We start from the raw sequence: 16,497 nt of genomic DNA, 5'->3' as shown, positions 1-16,497 counted from the left end.
CTCGCTTCGGCACGAATCGCCGTTCTGCGGCCGGCCTGCCCGAGGCACGGACGCCGCCGTCACGGCCGGAAGGCACGGTGCAGCGCGACGATGCCGCCGGTCAGATTGCGCCAGCCCACCCGCTGCCAGCCCGCCGACCCGATCAGCTCCGCCAGCGCCGCCTGATCCGGCCACGCGCGGATCGACTCCGCCAGATAGACGTACGCGTCCGGGCTGCTCGCCACCGACCGCGCCACCGCCGGCAGCGACCGCATCAGATATGACAGGTAGATCGTGCGGAAGGCGGGGTTGACCGGGGTGCTGAACTCACAGACCACCAGCCGGCCGCCGGGCTTCGTGACCCGGGCCAACTCGCGCAGCGCCGCCGCGGTGTCCTGCACGTTGCGCAGCGCGAAGGAGATGGTCACCGCGTCGAAGCTGGCGTCGGCGAAGGGCAACCGCAGCGCGTCCCCGGCCAACAGGGGCACCTCGGGGCGGGCCCGCCGACCCGCGGCCAACATGCCCAGGGAGAGGTCGGCGCCGACCGCGTACGCCCCCGAACGGGCGAGCTCCCCGGTCGAGACGCCGGTGCCGGCACCCACGTCCAACACCCGCTCGCTAGGCCGCAGGCCCAGCGCGGCCCGGGTCGCCCGCCGCCAGGACCGGTCCCGCCCGAAGGAGAGAACGGTATTCGCCAGGTCGTAGCGGGCGGCCACCCCGTCGAACATCGCGGCGACCTCATGTGGCTGCTTGTCCAGGCTGGCGCGCTGGCCCTGAGACGTACTCACCCCTCCACTGTGCCAGCCGTCGCACCTCCCGCCGGGAGGCCCCCCTACCAGGACATCCGCGCCGCAGCTCACGGACGGAGCGGGCCGACGGCCCGCCTCGTCGCCGCTGACTGGTCAATCACCCTGGATAGCCCACTGTGCGGGCAGGCTGACGTGGCCCCCCGCAGCCACGCCGGGGGATGTCTGGACCAACGGCGGTTGTCAACCTCAACGTGGACCCGCACCCAGCAACAGGTCACCGAGGTCGATACCTTCGGCCCACAGCCGCTGAGCCGTCCGGCCCACCCGTGAAACCCTCATCCGCGGGGTGGCGCCAGCCGGCCATCTCAGCCGACGTCAACCAGTGGCAGCGTCTTCCCGGCGCCGCCGCCGGGCAGGGCGATCGACGAGAAGTGCGACACCACCCGGTCATCCCGCGGGTCCTCGGCGGGGGTGCGGTGCACGGCGAGTCGCCGGTAGTGGGTGTCCCGCTGAGCGGGGATCCGGTCCGCCGACCGGATCATCCCGATCAGGTCGTGCAGGTTCGAACGGTGCCGCGCTCCGGCCGAGGAGATGACGTTCTCCTCCAACATGATCGAGCCCAGATCGTCAACCCCCATGTGCAGCGCGAGCTGACCGACATCCTTGCCGGTGGTGAGCCACGACGCCTGGAGGTGCGGCACGGTCTCGAAGAAGAGCCGGGACACCGCCACCAGCCGCAGGTACTCCAGGGTGGTGGCCTGGGTCCGCCCCTTGAGGTGGTTGTTCTCCGGCTGGTAGGTCCACGGGATGAACGCCCGGAAACCCCGCGTCCGATCCTGCACGTCGCGGATCATCCGGAGGTGCTCGATCCGCTCGCTGGCGGTCTCCCCGGTGCCCATCATCATCGTCGCGGTCGACTCGACGCCCTGCTGGTGGGCGAGCTCCATCACCTCGAGCCAGCGCTCACCGGACTCCTTCAACGGCGCGATCGCCTTCCGCGGCCGGGCCGGCAGCATCTCGGCGCCGGCGCCCGCGATCGAGTCCAGGCCGGCCGCCTTGATCCGGGTGATGGCCTCGGTCAGCCCCACGCCGGACACCTTCGCCATGTGCAGGATCTCGCTCGGGCCGATCGAGTGGATGGCGAGCTGCGGGTAGGCCCGCTTCACCGAGGAGAAGAGCTCCTCGTAGTACTCCACCCCGTAGTCGGGATGGTGCCCACCCTGCAGCATTACCTGGGTGGCGCCCAGCTCGACCGCCTCACCGCAGCGGCGCAGGATCTCCTCCGTCGGGTGGGTCCAGCCCTCCCGGTGCTTGGGCGCACGGTAGAAGGCACAGAACCGGCACGCCGTCACGCAGACGTTCGTGTAGTTGATGTTGCGGTCGATCAGATACGTGACGATGTTGTCCGGGTACCACCGCCGGCGTACCGCATCGGCCGCCTCACCCAGCGCGTGCAGGGGCGCTTCGGTGTAGAGCAGCAGGGCCTCCTCAGGCGTGATCCGCCCGCCGTCCGCGCCGCGCTGCAGGATGTCGTTGATCTCCCGGCTCACCGTCACGCTCCCGAGCCTACGTCGCCCCGGCCCAACCCGTGACGAGCGGCCACCGGAGGTGTGAGCTCTCCGGCCCCTCAACCCCGCCGCCGCCCGGGAAGGCCGGCCGTCCGCGGCCGGCCCCATCCGGTGGCGTCAGGCATCGTAGTCAACGGTGAGCCGATCAGTGGTCGGGCTCGACTGGCAGGTCAGGACGTAACCAGCCGCCAGCTCGTCCGGCTCCAGCGCGTAGTTGCGGGCCATCGTCACCTCGCCGGCCACGACCTTCGCCCGGCAGGTCGAGCAGACGCCCCCCTTACACGCGTACGGCAGCTCCGCGCGGACCCGCAGCGCCGCGTCCAGCACCCGATCCGCCCGCCCCATGGTCACCGTGGACGAACGCCCGTCCAGGACGATCGTGACCTCGGTACCCGCCGTCGGCTGGTGCTCGGGGCGGTGGACCGGCTCCGGCGGCGCGTCCACGTGGAAGAGCTCGGCGTGCACCGCGGCGTCCGGGACACCCCGGGCGGCCAGCACTCGCTGGGCGTCCGTCACCAGCCCGTACGGGCCGCAGAGGAACCACTCCTCGATCGCCTCGCCCGGCACGATGGTGTCCAGCAGCCGGTCCAGCCGCTCGGCGTCGACACGGCCGGAGAGCAGGGGCGACTCGCCCTGTTCGCGGGAGAGCACGTGGACCAGGTGCAGCCGGGTCGGGTACCGGTCCTTCAGGTCGGCGAGTTCCTCGGCGAACATCACGGTGTTCGCCGCGCGGTTGCCGTACACCAGGGTGAAGGTGCTGGCGGGCTCGACGGCCAGGGCCGTGGTGACCAGGGATAGCACCGGGGTGATGCCGGAGCCGGCGGCCACCGCCGCGTAGGCGCGTACCCGGTCCGGGTGCAGCGCGGTGGTGAAGTGACCGAGCGGCGGCAGCACCTCGACGGTGTCCCCGCCCCGTAGCGCCCCACAGGCGTACCCGGAGAAGGCGCCGCCGGGGATCTCCCGGACCCCGATCCGCAGCACGCCCCGCTGGCCCAGATCCTGGGGCGTCGAACAGATCGAGTACGAGCGCCGTACCTCCTCGCCCTGCTCCGTCGTCCGGCGCACGGTGAGGTGCTGGCCGGGGTCGAACGCGAAGCTCGCGCGCAGCTCGTCCGGTACGGCGAAGGTGACCGCCACCGCGTCGGCGGTGAGCCGGTCGACGGTGGCCACGGGCAGCGGGTGGAAGACCGGCCGACGACGGGTCGGCCGGGTGATCGTGACAGTCACAGTGCCTTCAGGTGGTCGAAGGGTTCAGTACAGGATCGGCAGCGTCGTAAAGCCTTACACGCGGTCGAGCCGAAGCGGCTGATCTGCTCGGTCTCCGGGGATCCGCACCACGGGCAGCGGACGGTCAGGGTCAGCGGTACCGGGCCGGTGGGGCGGACCGGACCGGGTGGGGCGATGCCGGCCCGGGCGAGCTTGGCCCGCCCCGCCTCGGTGATCCAGTCGGTGCTCCACGCCGGCGTGTAGACCGTACGGACCTCGGCCGGCGGGTGGCCGGCGGCGACGAGCGCCCGACGGATGTCGGCCCGGATCACATCCATCGCCGGGCAACCGGTGTAGGTGGGGGTGATGGTGACCACCACCCGACCGGTGGCCGGCTCCTCGGCAACCGACCGCAGAATGCCGAGTTCTTCGATGGTGATCACCCGAAGCTCGGGATCCACCACCGCGGCCACCGCGGCCCGGGCGGTCGTCACCAAGACGCTCCGGGATGCGCGCGGTGTAGCACCTGCAGCTCGGCGAGCAGGTAGGACAGGTGCTCGGTGTGCACGCCGTTCCGGCCGCCGGCCGGCGTCCAGGAGGTCTCGGGCACCGTCAACGTGGCCTCGGTGAGCACACTGGAGACGACCGAGTCGAAGTCGGCGCGCAGGGCGGCCGGGTCGACCGGCGCGGTCGGGTCCGGGGTGAGGAGTTCGTGCGGGTACGGCCACACCTCGTCCACCGCCGCCTGCATCCGGCGGTGTGACTCGTCGGTGCCGTCGCCGAGCCGCCGTACCCACAACGAGGCATGATCCAGGTGGTAGGCCGACTCCTTGCGCGCCTTCGCCCCGATCGCGGCCAGCCGCTCGTCGCCGCAGCCGGCCAGCGCGGTGTAGAGCGGCACCTGGTACGCCGCCAGGAAGAGCAGCTTCGCCATGGTCACCGCGAAGTCACCGTTGGGCAGCTCGACCAGGAGGCAGTTGCGGAACTCCCGGTCGTCGCGCCGGTACGCCAACGCGTCCTCGTCCCGCCCAGCTCCCTCCAACTCGCCCGCGTAGGTCAACAGCAGGCGTGCCGCCCCAAGCTGGTCGAGGGCGATGTTGGACAGGGCGATGTCCTCTTCCATCTCCGGCCCGCGGGTGCACCACTCGGCGAGCCGCTGGGCCGCGACGAGCGCGTCGTCGGCGAGGCCCAGGACGAACTCGAAGCGCTTGGTGACCGGCTCCGGCGCGGCCGGCGTCAGCTCCGGCGCGGCCGATGTCGTCCCCGAGGCGGTCGGCACGGCCCTCGGTCCGGTCTGTTCGACATGCGCGGTCACAGGTGAGCAGCCCCCTCCGGCACCTCGTAGAAGGTCGGGTGCCGATAGACCTTGTCCGCCGCCGGGTCGAAGAAGGCGTCCTTCTCGTCCGGGCTCGACGCGGTGATGGCGGCGGCCGGCAGCACCCAGATCGACACCCCCTCCTGTCGCCGGGTGTAGAGGTCCCGGGCGTTGTGCAGGGCCAACTCGGCGTCGGCTGCGTGCAGGCTGCCAACGTGGGTGTGGGCCAGTCCGCGCCGGGCCCGGACGAAGACCTCCCAGAGGGGCGCCGGCGAAGCCCCACCCGGCTGGCTGGTCGGCTCGCTGTACTCGCTCACGCCACCCTCTCCTTCCTGCTCGCCTGCTCCTTCTTGCTCGCCTGCTTGGCCGCGTACGCGGCGGCGGCGCTCCGGACCCAGGCGCCCTCCCGGTGTGACCGACGACGGTGCTCCATCCGCTGCCGGTTACACGGACCCGCCCCCTTGATCACCCGCATCAACTCCGCGTAGTCGGGCTGGGTGAAGTCGTAGGCGCCGCGCTCGTCGTTCCAGCACAGCGCCGGGTCGGGAAGCGTGAGGCCGAGCACCTCGGCCTGGCCCACGCACATGTCCACGAACCGCTGGCGCAGCTCGTCGTTGGAGAAGCGCTTGATCTTCCAGGCCATCGACTGGGCGGAGTGGGTGGAGTCGGTGTCCGGCGGGCCGAACATCGCCAGCGACGGGTACCACCAGCGGTTTACCGAGTCCTGCGCCATCTCCCGCTGGGCCGGGGTGCCGTGGGCGAGGGTGTGGAGGATCTCGTACCCCTGCCGCTGGTGAAACGACTCCTCCTTGCAGATCCGGATCATCGCCCGCGCGTACGGCCCGTACGAGCAGCGGCAGAGGGGCACCTGGTTGACGATTGCCGCGCCGTCCACCAGCCATCCGATCGTGCCCATGTCGGCCCAGCTGAGGGTCGGGTAGTTGAAGATCGAACTGTACTTCTGCCGGCCGGCCAGCAGCAGGTCAACCAGCTCGTCCCGGCTGACCCCGAGGGTCTCCGCGGCGGCGTAGAGGTAGAGGCCGTGGCCGGCCTCGTCCTGCACCTTGGCGAGCAGGATCGCCTTGCGTTTGAGGGAGGGAGCACGAGTGATCCAGTTGCCCTCCGGCTGCATTCCGATGATCTCGGAGTGGGCGTGCTGGGCGATCTGCCGGATCAGGGTCGCGCGGTACGCCTCCGGCATCCAGTCCCGGGGCTCGACCTTCTGGTCGGCGGCGATGACCTCGGTGAAGTAGGCGGCCGGATCCGCGCCGGCGGCACCGTGCCGCCCACGCTCGGCCGCCTCCCGCAGCGCCATCTCGGCCGCCTCGACCTCGCCCAGCAGGCCGCTGGAGGTGTCGTCGGCGGGGAAGTCATTCCCATACATACCTCAAGTGTTACAGCTCGACACACCAATCTCTAGGGGATGTAACAGGTTTCCGGCCGCGGGCGGAGTACCCCGCACTCACCAGCCCGTTATGAGCCGAGTCACAAATAACCCCCAAAAAGGGCATAAAGCATGCACTGTCTGCAACTCCCACCACTTATGACACGCCTCCGCCGCGAGCGAGCCCTCGGCACGGCGCAGATCCAGACGTAGACTTCCCCGCGGTCACACCGACCTGCTGCCGGCGATCGTTTACGTAGCTGAGGCCGCCCCCGCCTCGACCGCGCCGATCCCTCCCCCGGCCCCGCGAGCCGGCCCCCTGACCCCGACACCTGGAGTTCACCCAGTTATGCGTCCCCGGTTGCTAGCCGTCATGGCGGTCGTCCTCGGAATTGCTTTGATCATTCCCGCTGCGTACACCCGCCTCGACGACGGCGGCACCGACTCCGAGGCGAGCGTCCCCACGCCCGCACCCTCCGCGCCCCCGCCGCCGACCCTGGCCGACGCGCCGGTTTCCGTACCCTTCGAGGGCGAGTTCTTCTCCTGGGCGCTGATGGACCGCCAGACCGACACGATCTCCGGCGCGGAGAACCTCACTGACACCAGCTCCACCGAATCGATGATCAAGGTGTGGTTCGCCGCCGACTACCTGAACCAGCTCGGTGACGAGTCGCTCTCGAAGACGATGCGCGATGCCATCACCACCGCGATCCGGGACAGCAACGACGACGCGGCGAACCTGCTCTACCGGGAGGTCGGCAGATCGGCCACCATCGACCGGATGATCAGCACCTGCGGCCTCACCGACACCAAACCCGGCACCGTGCCGGGCTACGTCGGGTGGTGGAGCTTCACCCAGATGTCCCCCCGGGACGCGGTCCGGCTCGGCGACTGCATCGCCGACGGCACGGCCGCCGGGCCGACGTGGACCGAATTCCTGCTGGACGAGATGAGTCAGGTTCGCGGTACGACCGCCGCCGACGACCAGAACGCGCGCTCCGGAGGCGGCCGCTGGGGGATCATCGACGGCCTACCCGAGTCGATCACCAGCCAGGGCCCGGTCGGCATGAAGAACGGGTGGACGGCGCTGAACTACGACGGCAACTGGCACGTCAACTGCCTCGCGGTGAACGACCAGTGGAGTCTCGCTGTGATGATGCGATACCCGCAGCAGAGTGGGCTCGACTACGGCGCCCAGACCTGCGCGAGCGTCGCCACCCAGCTCGTCACCCCGCAGCCCGGCGCCGCCCTGAAGGTGCCGCAGCAGCCGACCGAGGACCTCTGATGGCCAGCCAGCCCGACGCACAGCAGGGCGGCACCTCACTGCTCAAGGTGGCCGCGATCACGGCCATCCTGATCGGTTTCGTGCTGGTCTCCCTCCGCCTGCTACCCGGGTCGCCCTTCGAATCGACGGCCACGGCGCTGTGGGGCGAAGGCCCAGCACAGGAGCAGCCCGATGGCCGCGAAGGGCAGGCCCAGCCCACGCCATCGCCGAGCCCGACCCTCGAACCGCTACCCTTCGCAGCGAACGATCTCACCAACCTGGGCATCGACGGCTGGTACGCCTGGAGTGTGCTGGACCGCCGTACCGGTGAGATCATCGGCTCGGAGAACATGACCGAGACCAGCACCACGGCTTCGATGATCAAATCCTGGATCGTCGCCGACTATCTGCGCCGCACGGTGGAGGCCGGCCGGACCCCGACCGACACCGAGCTCGCCGACGCCACCAAGATCATCCGGGACAGTGACAACGCCCTTACCCAGGAGTTCTACAACAACCTCGGTAGATCCGTCACCATCGAGCGCCTGCTGTCCCGATGCGAGCTGACCGACAGCAACGTCGCGGAGGACGGCGGCTGGAGCCGGACCGAGCTGTCCCCACGGGACACCGCACGGCTCGGTGAGTGCATCGCCGACGGCAGGGCCGCCGGCCCGGAATGGACGGACTGGCTCCTTGAGGAGATGCGGCTGGTCCGGGGCGCCGGCGACTTCGGTATCCGCAAGGCGTTCCCGTCAGCTGTCAGCGAGACCATCGCCATCAAGAACGGCTGGGTTGACCGCACCCGCGAGCAGGAGAACCATGTCAACTGCCTGGCGATCGGCGACACCTGGACGATGGGGGTGATGCTGCGCTACCCGGTCGCGCAGGGCTACCAGTACGGCATGGACAACTGCCAGAAAGTCACCGAGGCCCTGCTGGCCGAACCGCTCTGACCGGCGACCCGCGCCACGAGTTGGTCCGCCGACAAGGCGGGCGGGCCAACGTGGTCACCGCGAGCCGCAGCGGTAGACGCAGGCCGTAACGGTCAACGCGAGCCGTAGCGGTCAGCCGACGAAGCGGGCCGGACCGCCGGCGGGAAGCGCCGGGACGGCGCCGGCGGCAGCGGCCCGCCGGGCGAACTCGCGCAGCCCGGCGATCTGGCGATCCCCCAGGCTGAAGTCCAGCATCCGAAAGTACGTCGCCAGCGTCTCCGCGTCGAAGCTCTCCCAGCGGGCAGCCGCCGTCGCCACCTGGTCCAACTCGGCCAGGCAGAGGTCCCGGGACCGCAGGAACGCCTCGTGCACCTCCTTGACCAGGCCCGGATGCGCGGCGGCGAAATCTCGGCGGACCGCCCAGACGGCGAAAACCATCGGCAGCCCGGTCCACTCGTTCCACGCCTGACCGAGGTCGGTGACGGTGAGGCCGCGAGACGGCGCGTCCAGGAGAGCACGCAGCGCCACATCGCCGATCAGCACCCCGGCGTCCGCCTCCAGCAGCATCTGGGTGAGGTCCGGCGGGCAGCGGAAGTAGTCGGGCCGCACCCCGTACCGCTCGGCGAGCAGCAGCTGAGCCAGCAGCACGCCGGTCCGCGAGGTCGACCCGAGCGCGACCCGACACCCGTCGAGGTCGGCCAGCGGGCGGGTCGAGACGACGTTGACCGAGAGCACCGGTCCGTCACTACCCACCGCGAGATCGGGCAGCAGCAACAGGTCGTCGGCGTTCCGCAGGTACTCCACCAGGGTGATCGGGCCGATGTCCAGATCACCGGCGACCAGCGCGGCGCTCAACCGATCCGGCGAATCCTTGTGCAGGTCAACATCGATCAGGGCGCCCGAGCGCATCAGCCCCCAGTAGATCGGTAGGCAGTTCAGGAACTGGATGTGCCCGACCCGAGGGCGTGCGACCGGCTCTACCATGCCCCGACCGTATCGCCGCCACCACCTATCGCGACGCCGGGTCAGGGCCGAAGTGGCCAACACCGCAGCCAACGCCGGACCCGGACGTCATGCGCTGTCTGGGCCCGCCGCCAAGGGGGCCCGGCGGCGTCAGTCACGCCGGAGCGGGCACCACAGCACCGGCGGCCCGGTCGAGCGCATCGGTGGCGAGCGCTCCGGGCAACGGGCGGGCATGCAGCACCGTCAGCCGGGTCACCGCGCGGGTGAGCACGACGTAGAGCCGGTGCAGTCCGCGCGGTTCCGCGTCCACGATCTCGGCCGGTTCGACGACGATCACGTGGTCGTACTCCAGGCCCTTGGCCAGCGTCGCCGGGACGACGGTGACGCGCCCGTTCTCCGGGGCGTCGAGTTCCCCGGGCTCTTCGCCGGCCGCGACGAGCGCGGCCCGCAGTTCGTCCAGGCGCCGGTCAGCGGCGATCACCCCGACCGACCCCGGTAGCGAGCGGGTCGCGGCCAGCTCCGCGACCACCTCGGCATCCAGGTCGTCCACCCGGCGCAGGACGAGGCTGCCGTCCGAACGCAGCGACACCGCTGGGGGACGTTCACCTCCAACGCGGGCAGGAGTCGGTTGGCCAGCGCAACCACCGCCTCCGGTACACGGAACCCGGTGGTCAACGGCACGACCGCCGCGTCCGGCCTGCCCAGGTGCCGCAGCGACTCCGCCCAGTCGGTCGCCGCCCACGGTGCCGTGCCCTGGGCGAGGTCACCGAGGAGTGTGATCGACCCGTGCGTGGTGCGCCGGGCGATGGCCCGACACTGCATCGGGGAGAGGTCCTGCGCCTCGTCGATGATGATGTGGTGAAGGCTCGGCTCCCGCTCCAGGAGCCCAGCGGCCTCGTCAAGCAGCACCAGATCGGCGCTGCTCCACCGGACGCTCTTGACGCTCCGGAAGGGCCGGGGCCAGCGCAGCGCCTGACACTCGGCCTCGGTGAGGATGCCCTCGGCGGCGCGGGCCAGCCGCTCCGCGTCGCTGAGCAACTCGAAGACGAGCGACTGCGGCGTCACCGCCGGCCAGCAGGCGTCGAGGAACTCGACCACCGGTGTGGCCTTCCCCATCCGCCGTTGCCACGGCTCCCCCGGTGACTCGCCGGAGCGCGTCTCGGCCTGGCGTTGCAGCAGACCGACGACCCGGGCGCGGACCCGCTCCCGGCCGAGCAGGTACGCGGGATCCTCCCGCCGGGTGTCGTCCACCAGGCGGGTGAGCGCCCCCGGATCGATGCGCCACCGGTAGGCGCCGTCAGATACCTGGATCGCGGAGTCAGCTCGACCGAGCCGGGACCAGAGCGCCCGCCGCAGCACCGTCGCCATCCGGGGGTCGTGCTTGACGACCTCGGCCTCAACCGGATCAACACCGGAGACCGGCACCCGCCCGATGAGCCCCTCCAGGGTGGCCTGCCGCACCTCCAGCTCACCGAGCGCGGGCAGGACCGCCGAGATGTAGCCGAGGAACGCCGGGTTCGGCCCGAGAATCAAGACGCCGGTGCGCCGGAGCCGTTCCCGGTGCAGGTAAAGCAGGTACGCGGCCCGGTGCAGACCGACGGCGGTCTTACCGGTTCCGGGTGCCCCCTGTACGCAGATCGAGGTGTCGAGGTCGGCACGAACCAGCTCATCCTGCTCGGGCTGGATCGTCGCGACGATGTCGCGCATCGGCCCGACCCGGGGGCGTTCGATCTCCTCGATCAGGATCTTGCTGGTGGTGCCGAACTCCTCCCCCTGGTCCAGGTGTTCGTCTTCGAAGCTGGTCAGATCGCCGCCAGCGAAGCCGAACCGACGACGGGTCCGTACGCCCTGCGGGTCACGGGCGCTGGCCTGGTAGAAGGCGCGACTGGCCGGCGCTCGCCAGTCCAGTACCAGCGGCTCACCGAGCTGGTCGGAAACGTGCCGCCGTCCGATGTGGTACCGGCCGGTCACCGGGCCCGCTCCCGGCTCGGGGGCGGCACCGGACGCAGGGGCGTCTCCCGACTCGGCGGCGCCGTCGAGGTCGAGGCGGCCGAAGAACAGCGGCGTACGGGGGTCGTCGGCGAGTTCGGCCACCCGCCGGGCCAACGCCACCCCGAGGGTCTCGGCGGAGAAGGGGTCCCCGGCGATCTTCGCGCCGACGGCGTACATGGCTTCGGCGTGCTGCCGCATCGCGTGCAGGGCCGCCCGCGACGCAGCCATGTGCGCACGCTCGGCGTCGAGCTCAACAGTGAGGTCAGCGGTGCGGTCGGCAGTGCGCTCAGCGGCGTGATCGGCGGGCATGACGGCGGTTCCTCCGGGTCGACAGGGTGACCTGGCCGCCCGGCCACCCGCGTCGGGTACCGGCTGTGCCTCGGCGTGGCGCGAGAGCGCACGGACCGACCAGCCTAGCCCCTCCGACCACTCCCATCGACGGATTTTCGCCGGTGGTCGAACCCCGCGGAAGCCGCCGATGCGCAGTCCTAGAAGCCGAAGGGTTGGGCGGAGAGCAGGACCTCGGTCCAGCCGGAATCGGTCACCCTGCCCTGCCCGTACAGGTCGCTGCCGTTGTTGTCGTACGGGTTTCGGTCGCCGTATCGGTGCAGCGTGCCATCGCTGGTACGGCCGTAGTAGATACCGGTGCCGGGAGACAGCAGGTGGGTGATGTCCTGCCAGGTGCTCGACAACTCGCCGGACTCCCAGCGCCCCACTGCATTAATCTTGTACGACATCAATCGGCCATCCGAAACCGTACCGAGGATCCAGTCCGGCCCAGTCGTGGTCAGCGTCTTGAGGGTGAAACCGCTGTCGATCGTCACCCAATTGACGATCTCACTGCCGGACGGCTTCGTCGCGGTCACCTGGTGGCGCTGCAACATCCCCGCCGAGGTGAGCCCATACAGACCCCCGGCACCGTCATAGGAAAGATGAGTGTGCGTCCATCCGCCGCCAACAATCTTCACCGGCGGATCGAACGCCAACGACGCATCGTTCGTGACCACATCAACCCGATACAGGTCGCCCTCCGTCGAGGTCAACAGAATCGTGTTGAAGTTCAGCGTCGCCATCGCCCTCGGCGTGAACCCCAACGTCGCATCCGACGTCACAGCCTTCAAGAGCCGACCTGAACCCGACTCGACCAACGAATAGGTCAGCCTACCATCCGGCAGGATCCCGTAGATGGAAATATTGCCACAATTAGCACTAACGGCATTGACCGGTGGCGACAGCGGCTCCCCCGGGGGAAAACCGTCCGTCGTAATCTCCGAACGGACGCCGTTGAAGTAGGCCTCCACCTTGGCGCCTTCGTGCCGCTGCTCGTGATGCAGGTGAGGGGCGCCTGAGTTGCCGGTGCTGCCCACTCTGCCGAGCAGTTGCCCCTGCCGGACCCATTGTCCGGTGTAGACCACCGGGGGTGACTCCATGTGCAGGTAGAGCGAATCCCAGCCCTCGCCGTGGTTGAGCTGGACGTGCCAGCCGCCGCCACTGTCCCAGCCAGCATACGAGACAGCGCCGGCGGCGGCGGCGAGAATAGGTCGGCCGGCCGTGTTGCCACTGTTCGCGAACATGTCGACGTCGTAGTCATCATGACCGCGATAAGTGGAGATCTGCCAGGAATCACCGCACGGGAATGGAAGCTGGAAGGAAGGCCGCACACCGGCGGCCCGAGCCTCGGCCGGACGCGCTGTCTCGACCACCACCGCACCGTTGCCGGCGAGGGCCAGTGCGGCCAATGCCGCCGGGAGGGAGCGACGTATTCCAGCTTTCGGGGGCATGGGTCTCCTCGGGGGTTCACTGAGACGTGCTGGGATTGAAACGGCCACGGTCAGACACCCCCCGCCGAAGTGAGTCCACACAGACTCCCGGCATCGTCATGGGAAAGATGAGTGTGCGTCCATCCGCCACCAATAATTGTCACCGGCGGATCGAAAACCAACGATGCATCGTTCGTGACCGCATCAACCCGACACAGGTCAATCTCTGTCGAGGTCAACAGAATCGTGTTGAAGTTCAGCGTCGCCATCGCCCGCGGCGTGAACCCCAACGTCACACCCGACGTCACAACCTCCGAAAACTGGCCCGAGTCACCCTCAATAGCCGAATAGGTCAGCCCGCCGTCTGACACCACCGACACCAGTGACGGCCAGCTGGCTCCAACGAGGATCTCCGCGTCGCCCACCTACTTATGGTAGCGATCTGGGTGCGCCGAGACCCTACACAGCCGGGCATACCTCACCCGACCGGGGCAGTCAGCCAGGAGTTGTTCGGCGACAGATTAAGCATTTTTTGTTCAGTAACGCATTGGTGGCCCACGTGGGGTCCAGCCGCTGCGAAACCACCAGCAGCCAGGGCAACGCGGAAGCCCGAGTCACCTCTTGGCGTTGACGTTTGCCCATTTCCCGCCGGACGGGCTGTGGCAGTGTCATCATGCGGGTCGGGGCCGTGTCACCGGGGCCGCCCCGGACGAGAGGGGTTGAGGTGGGCATCGTTCCGGCGGGCACCCCCTGCTGGGCTGACCTGGCCGCGCCGGACCTCGACGACGCGCGCCGCTTCTACCCGGAGCTGTTCGGCTGGACCGGCCGGATCGCGCCGGAGCCCGAGGCGAACGGCTACACCGACTTTCTCCGCCACGGCCAGGCGGTGGCGGGTGCCGGGCTGCCGGCCATTCCCGAGCAGGTGCCGATCTGGTCGATCTACGTCGCCGCCGACGACGCCGACCTGGTGGCCGCGCGGGTCGAGGAGGCCGGCGGGCAGCTCGTGGTGCCCCCCTTCGACGTTTTCGACCGGGGGCGGATGGCGGTGTTGAGCGACCCGGCGGGCGCGACGCTGTGTGTGTGGCAGCCGTTGGGGATGCCCGGCGGCGAGGTCTTCGGGGTACCGGGGGCGATGAGCTGGACCGAACTGGTCACCCCCGACCCGGAGGGCGCGAAGGTCTTCTACGAGCTGGTCTTCGGCTGGCAGCCGGACGAGCCGCCAACCGGTCCGGCCGGACACACCGGCTGGCGCCTCGGCAGCCAGATCGTCGCCGGGATGACCACGCCGCTCGGCGACTACCCGGCCGGCGCGCCCGCGTACTGGTCGGTGTACTTCGGAGTGGCGGACGTGGACGCGACCGCCGCCCGGGCCGCCGCCCTGGGCGGGGCGATCCTGGTGCCGCCCCGCGACACCGCGGCCGGTCGCTGCACAGCCCTGCGCGACCCACAGGGCGCCCTCTTCCACGCGATCACCCCGCCCTGATCTCCAGCATCCGGCCGGGTGCGGAGGTGGGGCGGACGGGTACCACCAGTGGGCCGTGCTCGCCGTCGATCACCTTCACGGTGGCGCGGTAGTGGCGAGCCAGCAGCTCCGTCGTGAGCACCTCCCGGGAGGTGCCGACGGCGGCCACCTGACCGTCCGCGAGGAGCACCATCCGATCGGCGTACTCGCCGGCGATGGAGAGATCGTGCATGGTCGCCACCACGGTCAGGCCATGCGCCCGGCGGAGCTGGTCGACCAGTTCGAGGACGTCCTGTTGGTGGCCGATGTCCAGCGCGCTGGTCGGTTCGTCGAGCAGCAGCAGGGTGGCCCCCTGGGCGAAGGCCCGGGCCAGGAAGACCCGCTGTCGCTCGCCACCGGAGAGGGTGGCCAGTTCCCGGGCGTGGAATCCGGTGAGGTCCAGCCGGTCCAGGACATCGTGCGCGGCGGCCAGGTCGGCGGTGGACTCCCGGCCCAGCGGCGCGATGTACGGGGTGCGGCCGAGCAGCACGTAGTCCAGGACCGACATTCCGGCCGGCACCACCGGCGACTGGGCGACCGTCGCCACCACCCGGGCCCGGTCCCGGCGACGCAGCTGCTGGATCGGCGTACCGAAGAGGGATACCGCACCCTCGGTGGGCAGCAGGCCACCGACGGCGCGCAGCAGCGTCGACTTGCCGGCGCCGTTCGGGCCGATCACGGTCACCCACTCGCCGGCGGCGACACTCAGGTCGACCCCGGTGAGGATGGGTACGCCGGCCAGCCGGACCCGCAGGTCGCGTACCGCCACCGCCGGTGCGCTCATCCCAGCACCCGCCGGGCGCTACGCAGGACCAGAACGAAGAACGGGCCGCCGAGCAGGGCGGTCACCACGCCGATCGGGATCTCCTCGGGGGCGGCGGCGGTACGGGCGACCACGTCGGTGAGCGCCAGGAACGCCCCGCCGAAGAGCATCGACAGCGGCAGGATCACCCGATAGCTGGCGCCGGCGAGCAGTCGTACGGCGTGCGGCACGATGATTCCGACGAAGCCGATCAGCCCGGACGCGGAGACCGCGGCGGCGGTGCCGAGGGAGGCGGCGGCGATCAGCAGGTAACGGGACCGTTGCGGGTGTAGGCCCAGGCTGGTCGCCTCGTCGTCGCCGACCGAGAGGACGTCCAGCTCCCGCCGGTGCAGCAGGACCACCACGGCGGTCAGCAGGAAGTACGGCAGGACCAGCCACACGTCGTGCCAGCCGGCGGTGGCGAGCCGCCCGAGCAGCCAGGCATAGACCTGTTGGATGCTGTCTGAGTTGCGTTGCAGCAGGTACGTCTGGCCGGCGGAGAGGAAGGCGGAGACCGCCACCCCGGCCAGGATCAGGGTCGCCGGTGATCGGCTTCGGCCACCGGCGGAGCCGAGCAGGTAGGTCAGCGTGACCGCGCCGATCGCGCCGACGAACGCGGCCAGCGGGATGGTGACCGGCAGTCCGGTGATCGCCCCGCCAACCCCGCCAGCGGTGATCACCACGGTGACCGCGAACCCGGCGCCGGCCGCGACCCCGAGCAGGTACGGGTCGGCCAGCGGGTTGCGAAACACGCCCTGGTAGGCACCGCCGGCCAGGGCGAGCAGGCCGCCGACGAGCAGGCCGAGTACGGCCCGGGGCAGGCGCAGCTCGGTGATGATGGCGATCTCCCGCTCGGTGAGCCCGCTGTCGAGGCCGACCCCGGGGAGAAGGTTCAGCAGCTCGACCGCGACGCTGCCGGGTGGCAGGCTGACCGGGCCGAGGGAGACGCCCGCCACCAGGGCGGCCAGGACCGCGGCCAGCCCGGCGACGAGCCAGCCGGGCCGCAGCCCGGCGGGTCGAGCCGCGGCCGGCCGCCCCTCCGGCGGGCCGGAGGGGCGCTGGGTTACCACCTGCCGCATGGG

General features: G+C 70.4%; 15 protein-coding genes and 1 pseudogene. 3 read left to right on the top strand and 13 right to left on the bottom strand.

Going from position 1 to position 16,497, the window contains the following annotated elements; all coding sequences use genetic code 11:
• Nucleotides 1–59: 59 nt before the first annotated feature.
• The 7 genes from SALPAC3_RS0117250 to paaA form a co-directional block, all read right to left on the bottom strand.
• The gene (locus SALPAC3_RS0117250) at nt 60–767 is read right to left on the bottom strand and encodes a demethylmenaquinone methyltransferase (protein WP_026185664.1); all 708 of its coding nucleotides are present in this window, start codon (nt 765–767) and stop codon (nt 60–62) included.
• Nucleotides 768–1,093: 326 nt separating this feature from the next.
• Nucleotides 1,094–2,284 carry a cyclic dehypoxanthinyl futalosine synthase gene (mqnC, locus tag SALPAC3_RS0117245; protein ID WP_018222453.1) on the bottom strand — a complete coding sequence of 397 codons (1,191 nt, stop codon included), beginning with the start codon at nt 2,282–2,284 and terminating at the stop codon, nt 1,094–1,096.
• A 129-nt stretch (nt 2,285–2,413) separates the two neighbouring features.
• Entirely contained in the window at nt 2,414–3,523 is a 1,110-nt protein-coding gene (gene paaE / locus SALPAC3_RS0117240; protein WP_018222452.1) for a 1,2-phenylacetyl-CoA epoxidase subunit PaaE, read from the bottom strand.
• Nucleotides 3,520–3,996, bottom strand: a complete 477-nt coding sequence (paaD, locus tag SALPAC3_RS0117235) for a 1,2-phenylacetyl-CoA epoxidase subunit PaaD (RefSeq protein WP_018222451.1) — start codon at nt 3,994–3,996, stop codon at nt 3,520–3,522. The genes paaE and paaD overlap by 4 nt, the downstream gene beginning before the upstream one ends.
• On the bottom strand, nt 3,993–4,817 hold the full coding sequence (gene paaC / locus SALPAC3_RS0117230; protein ID WP_018222450.1) for a 1,2-phenylacetyl-CoA epoxidase subunit PaaC: 825 nt from the start codon (nt 4,815–4,817) through the stop codon (nt 3,993–3,995). Before paaC ends, paaD begins: the two co-directional genes overlap by 4 nt.
• On the bottom strand, nt 4,814–5,134 hold the full coding sequence (paaB, locus tag SALPAC3_RS0117225; RefSeq protein ID WP_018222449.1) for a 1,2-phenylacetyl-CoA epoxidase subunit PaaB: 321 nt from the start codon (nt 5,132–5,134) through the stop codon (nt 4,814–4,816). Before paaB ends, paaC begins: the two co-directional genes overlap by 4 nt.
• Nucleotides 5,131–6,201: a 1,2-phenylacetyl-CoA epoxidase subunit PaaA gene (gene paaA, locus SALPAC3_RS0117220; RefSeq protein ID WP_018222448.1), complete on the bottom strand. Its 1,071-nt coding sequence runs from the start codon at nt 6,199–6,201 to the stop codon at nt 5,131–5,133. Before paaA ends, paaB begins: the two co-directional genes overlap by 4 nt.
• A gap of 349 nt (nt 6,202–6,550) precedes the next feature.
• Between paaA and SALPAC3_RS0117215 the strand changes: the two genes are divergently transcribed.
• Nucleotides 6,551–7,486 carry a serine hydrolase gene (locus tag SALPAC3_RS0117215; RefSeq protein ID WP_026185663.1) on the top strand — a complete coding sequence of 312 codons (936 nt, stop codon included), beginning with the start codon at nt 6,551–6,553 and terminating at the stop codon, nt 7,484–7,486.
• Entirely contained in the window at nt 7,486–8,418 is a 933-nt protein-coding gene (locus SALPAC3_RS0117210; RefSeq protein WP_018222446.1) for a serine hydrolase, read from the top strand. Before SALPAC3_RS0117215 ends, SALPAC3_RS0117210 begins: the two co-directional genes overlap by 1 nt.
• 111 nt (nt 8,419–8,529) lie before the next feature.
• On the opposite strand, the gene SALPAC3_RS0117205 is transcribed toward SALPAC3_RS0117210, so the two are convergent.
• From SALPAC3_RS0117205 to SALPAC3_RS27355, 4 genes and pseudogenes are all read right to left on the bottom strand, one after another.
• The gene (locus SALPAC3_RS0117205) at nt 8,530–9,381 is read right to left on the bottom strand and encodes a menaquinone biosynthetic enzyme MqnA/MqnD family protein (protein WP_018222445.1); all 852 of its coding nucleotides are present in this window, start codon (nt 9,379–9,381) and stop codon (nt 8,530–8,532) included.
• A gap of 133 nt (nt 9,382–9,514) precedes the next feature.
• Nucleotides 9,515–11,661, bottom strand: a pseudogene (locus tag SALPAC3_RS26005) (HelD family protein).
• 179 nt (nt 11,662–11,840) lie between these two features.
• Nucleotides 11,841–13,091, bottom strand: a complete 1,251-nt coding sequence (locus tag SALPAC3_RS0117195; RefSeq protein ID WP_018222444.1) for a peptidoglycan DD-metalloendopeptidase family protein — start codon at nt 13,089–13,091, stop codon at nt 11,841–11,843.
• A 92-nt stretch (nt 13,092–13,183) separates the two neighbouring features.
• Nucleotides 13,184–13,537: a hypothetical protein gene (locus SALPAC3_RS27355; protein ID WP_080635196.1), complete on the bottom strand. Its 354-nt coding sequence runs from the start codon at nt 13,535–13,537 to the stop codon at nt 13,184–13,186.
• Between the two features lie 299 nt (nt 13,538–13,836).
• Between SALPAC3_RS27355 and SALPAC3_RS0117190 the strand changes: the two genes are divergently transcribed.
• Entirely contained in the window at nt 13,837–14,595 is a 759-nt protein-coding gene (locus SALPAC3_RS0117190) for a VOC family protein (RefSeq protein ID WP_018222443.1), read from the top strand.
• Here the strand turns inward: SALPAC3_RS0117190 and SALPAC3_RS0117185 are convergent.
• Together SALPAC3_RS0117185 and SALPAC3_RS0117180 are read right to left on the bottom strand one after the other, a co-directional pair.
• The gene (locus SALPAC3_RS0117185; protein WP_018222442.1) at nt 14,582–15,397 is read right to left on the bottom strand and encodes an ABC transporter ATP-binding protein; all 816 of its coding nucleotides are present in this window, start codon (nt 15,395–15,397) and stop codon (nt 14,582–14,584) included. The two genes, SALPAC3_RS0117190 and SALPAC3_RS0117185, sit on opposite strands and share 14 nt — an antisense overlap.
• The gene (locus SALPAC3_RS0117180) at nt 15,394–16,494 is read right to left on the bottom strand and encodes a FecCD family ABC transporter permease (protein WP_018222441.1); all 1,101 of its coding nucleotides are present in this window, start codon (nt 16,492–16,494) and stop codon (nt 15,394–15,396) included. Before SALPAC3_RS0117180 ends, SALPAC3_RS0117185 begins: the two co-directional genes overlap by 4 nt.
• Between the last annotated feature and the right edge of the window lie 3 nt (nt 16,495–16,497).

The organism is Salinispora pacifica DSM 45544 (assembly GCF_000378845.1).
Taxonomy (GTDB): Bacteria; Actinomycetota; Actinomycetes; order Mycobacteriales; family Micromonosporaceae; genus Micromonospora; species Micromonospora pacifica.
This window is presented reverse-complemented; position numbering and strand designations above follow the sequence as displayed.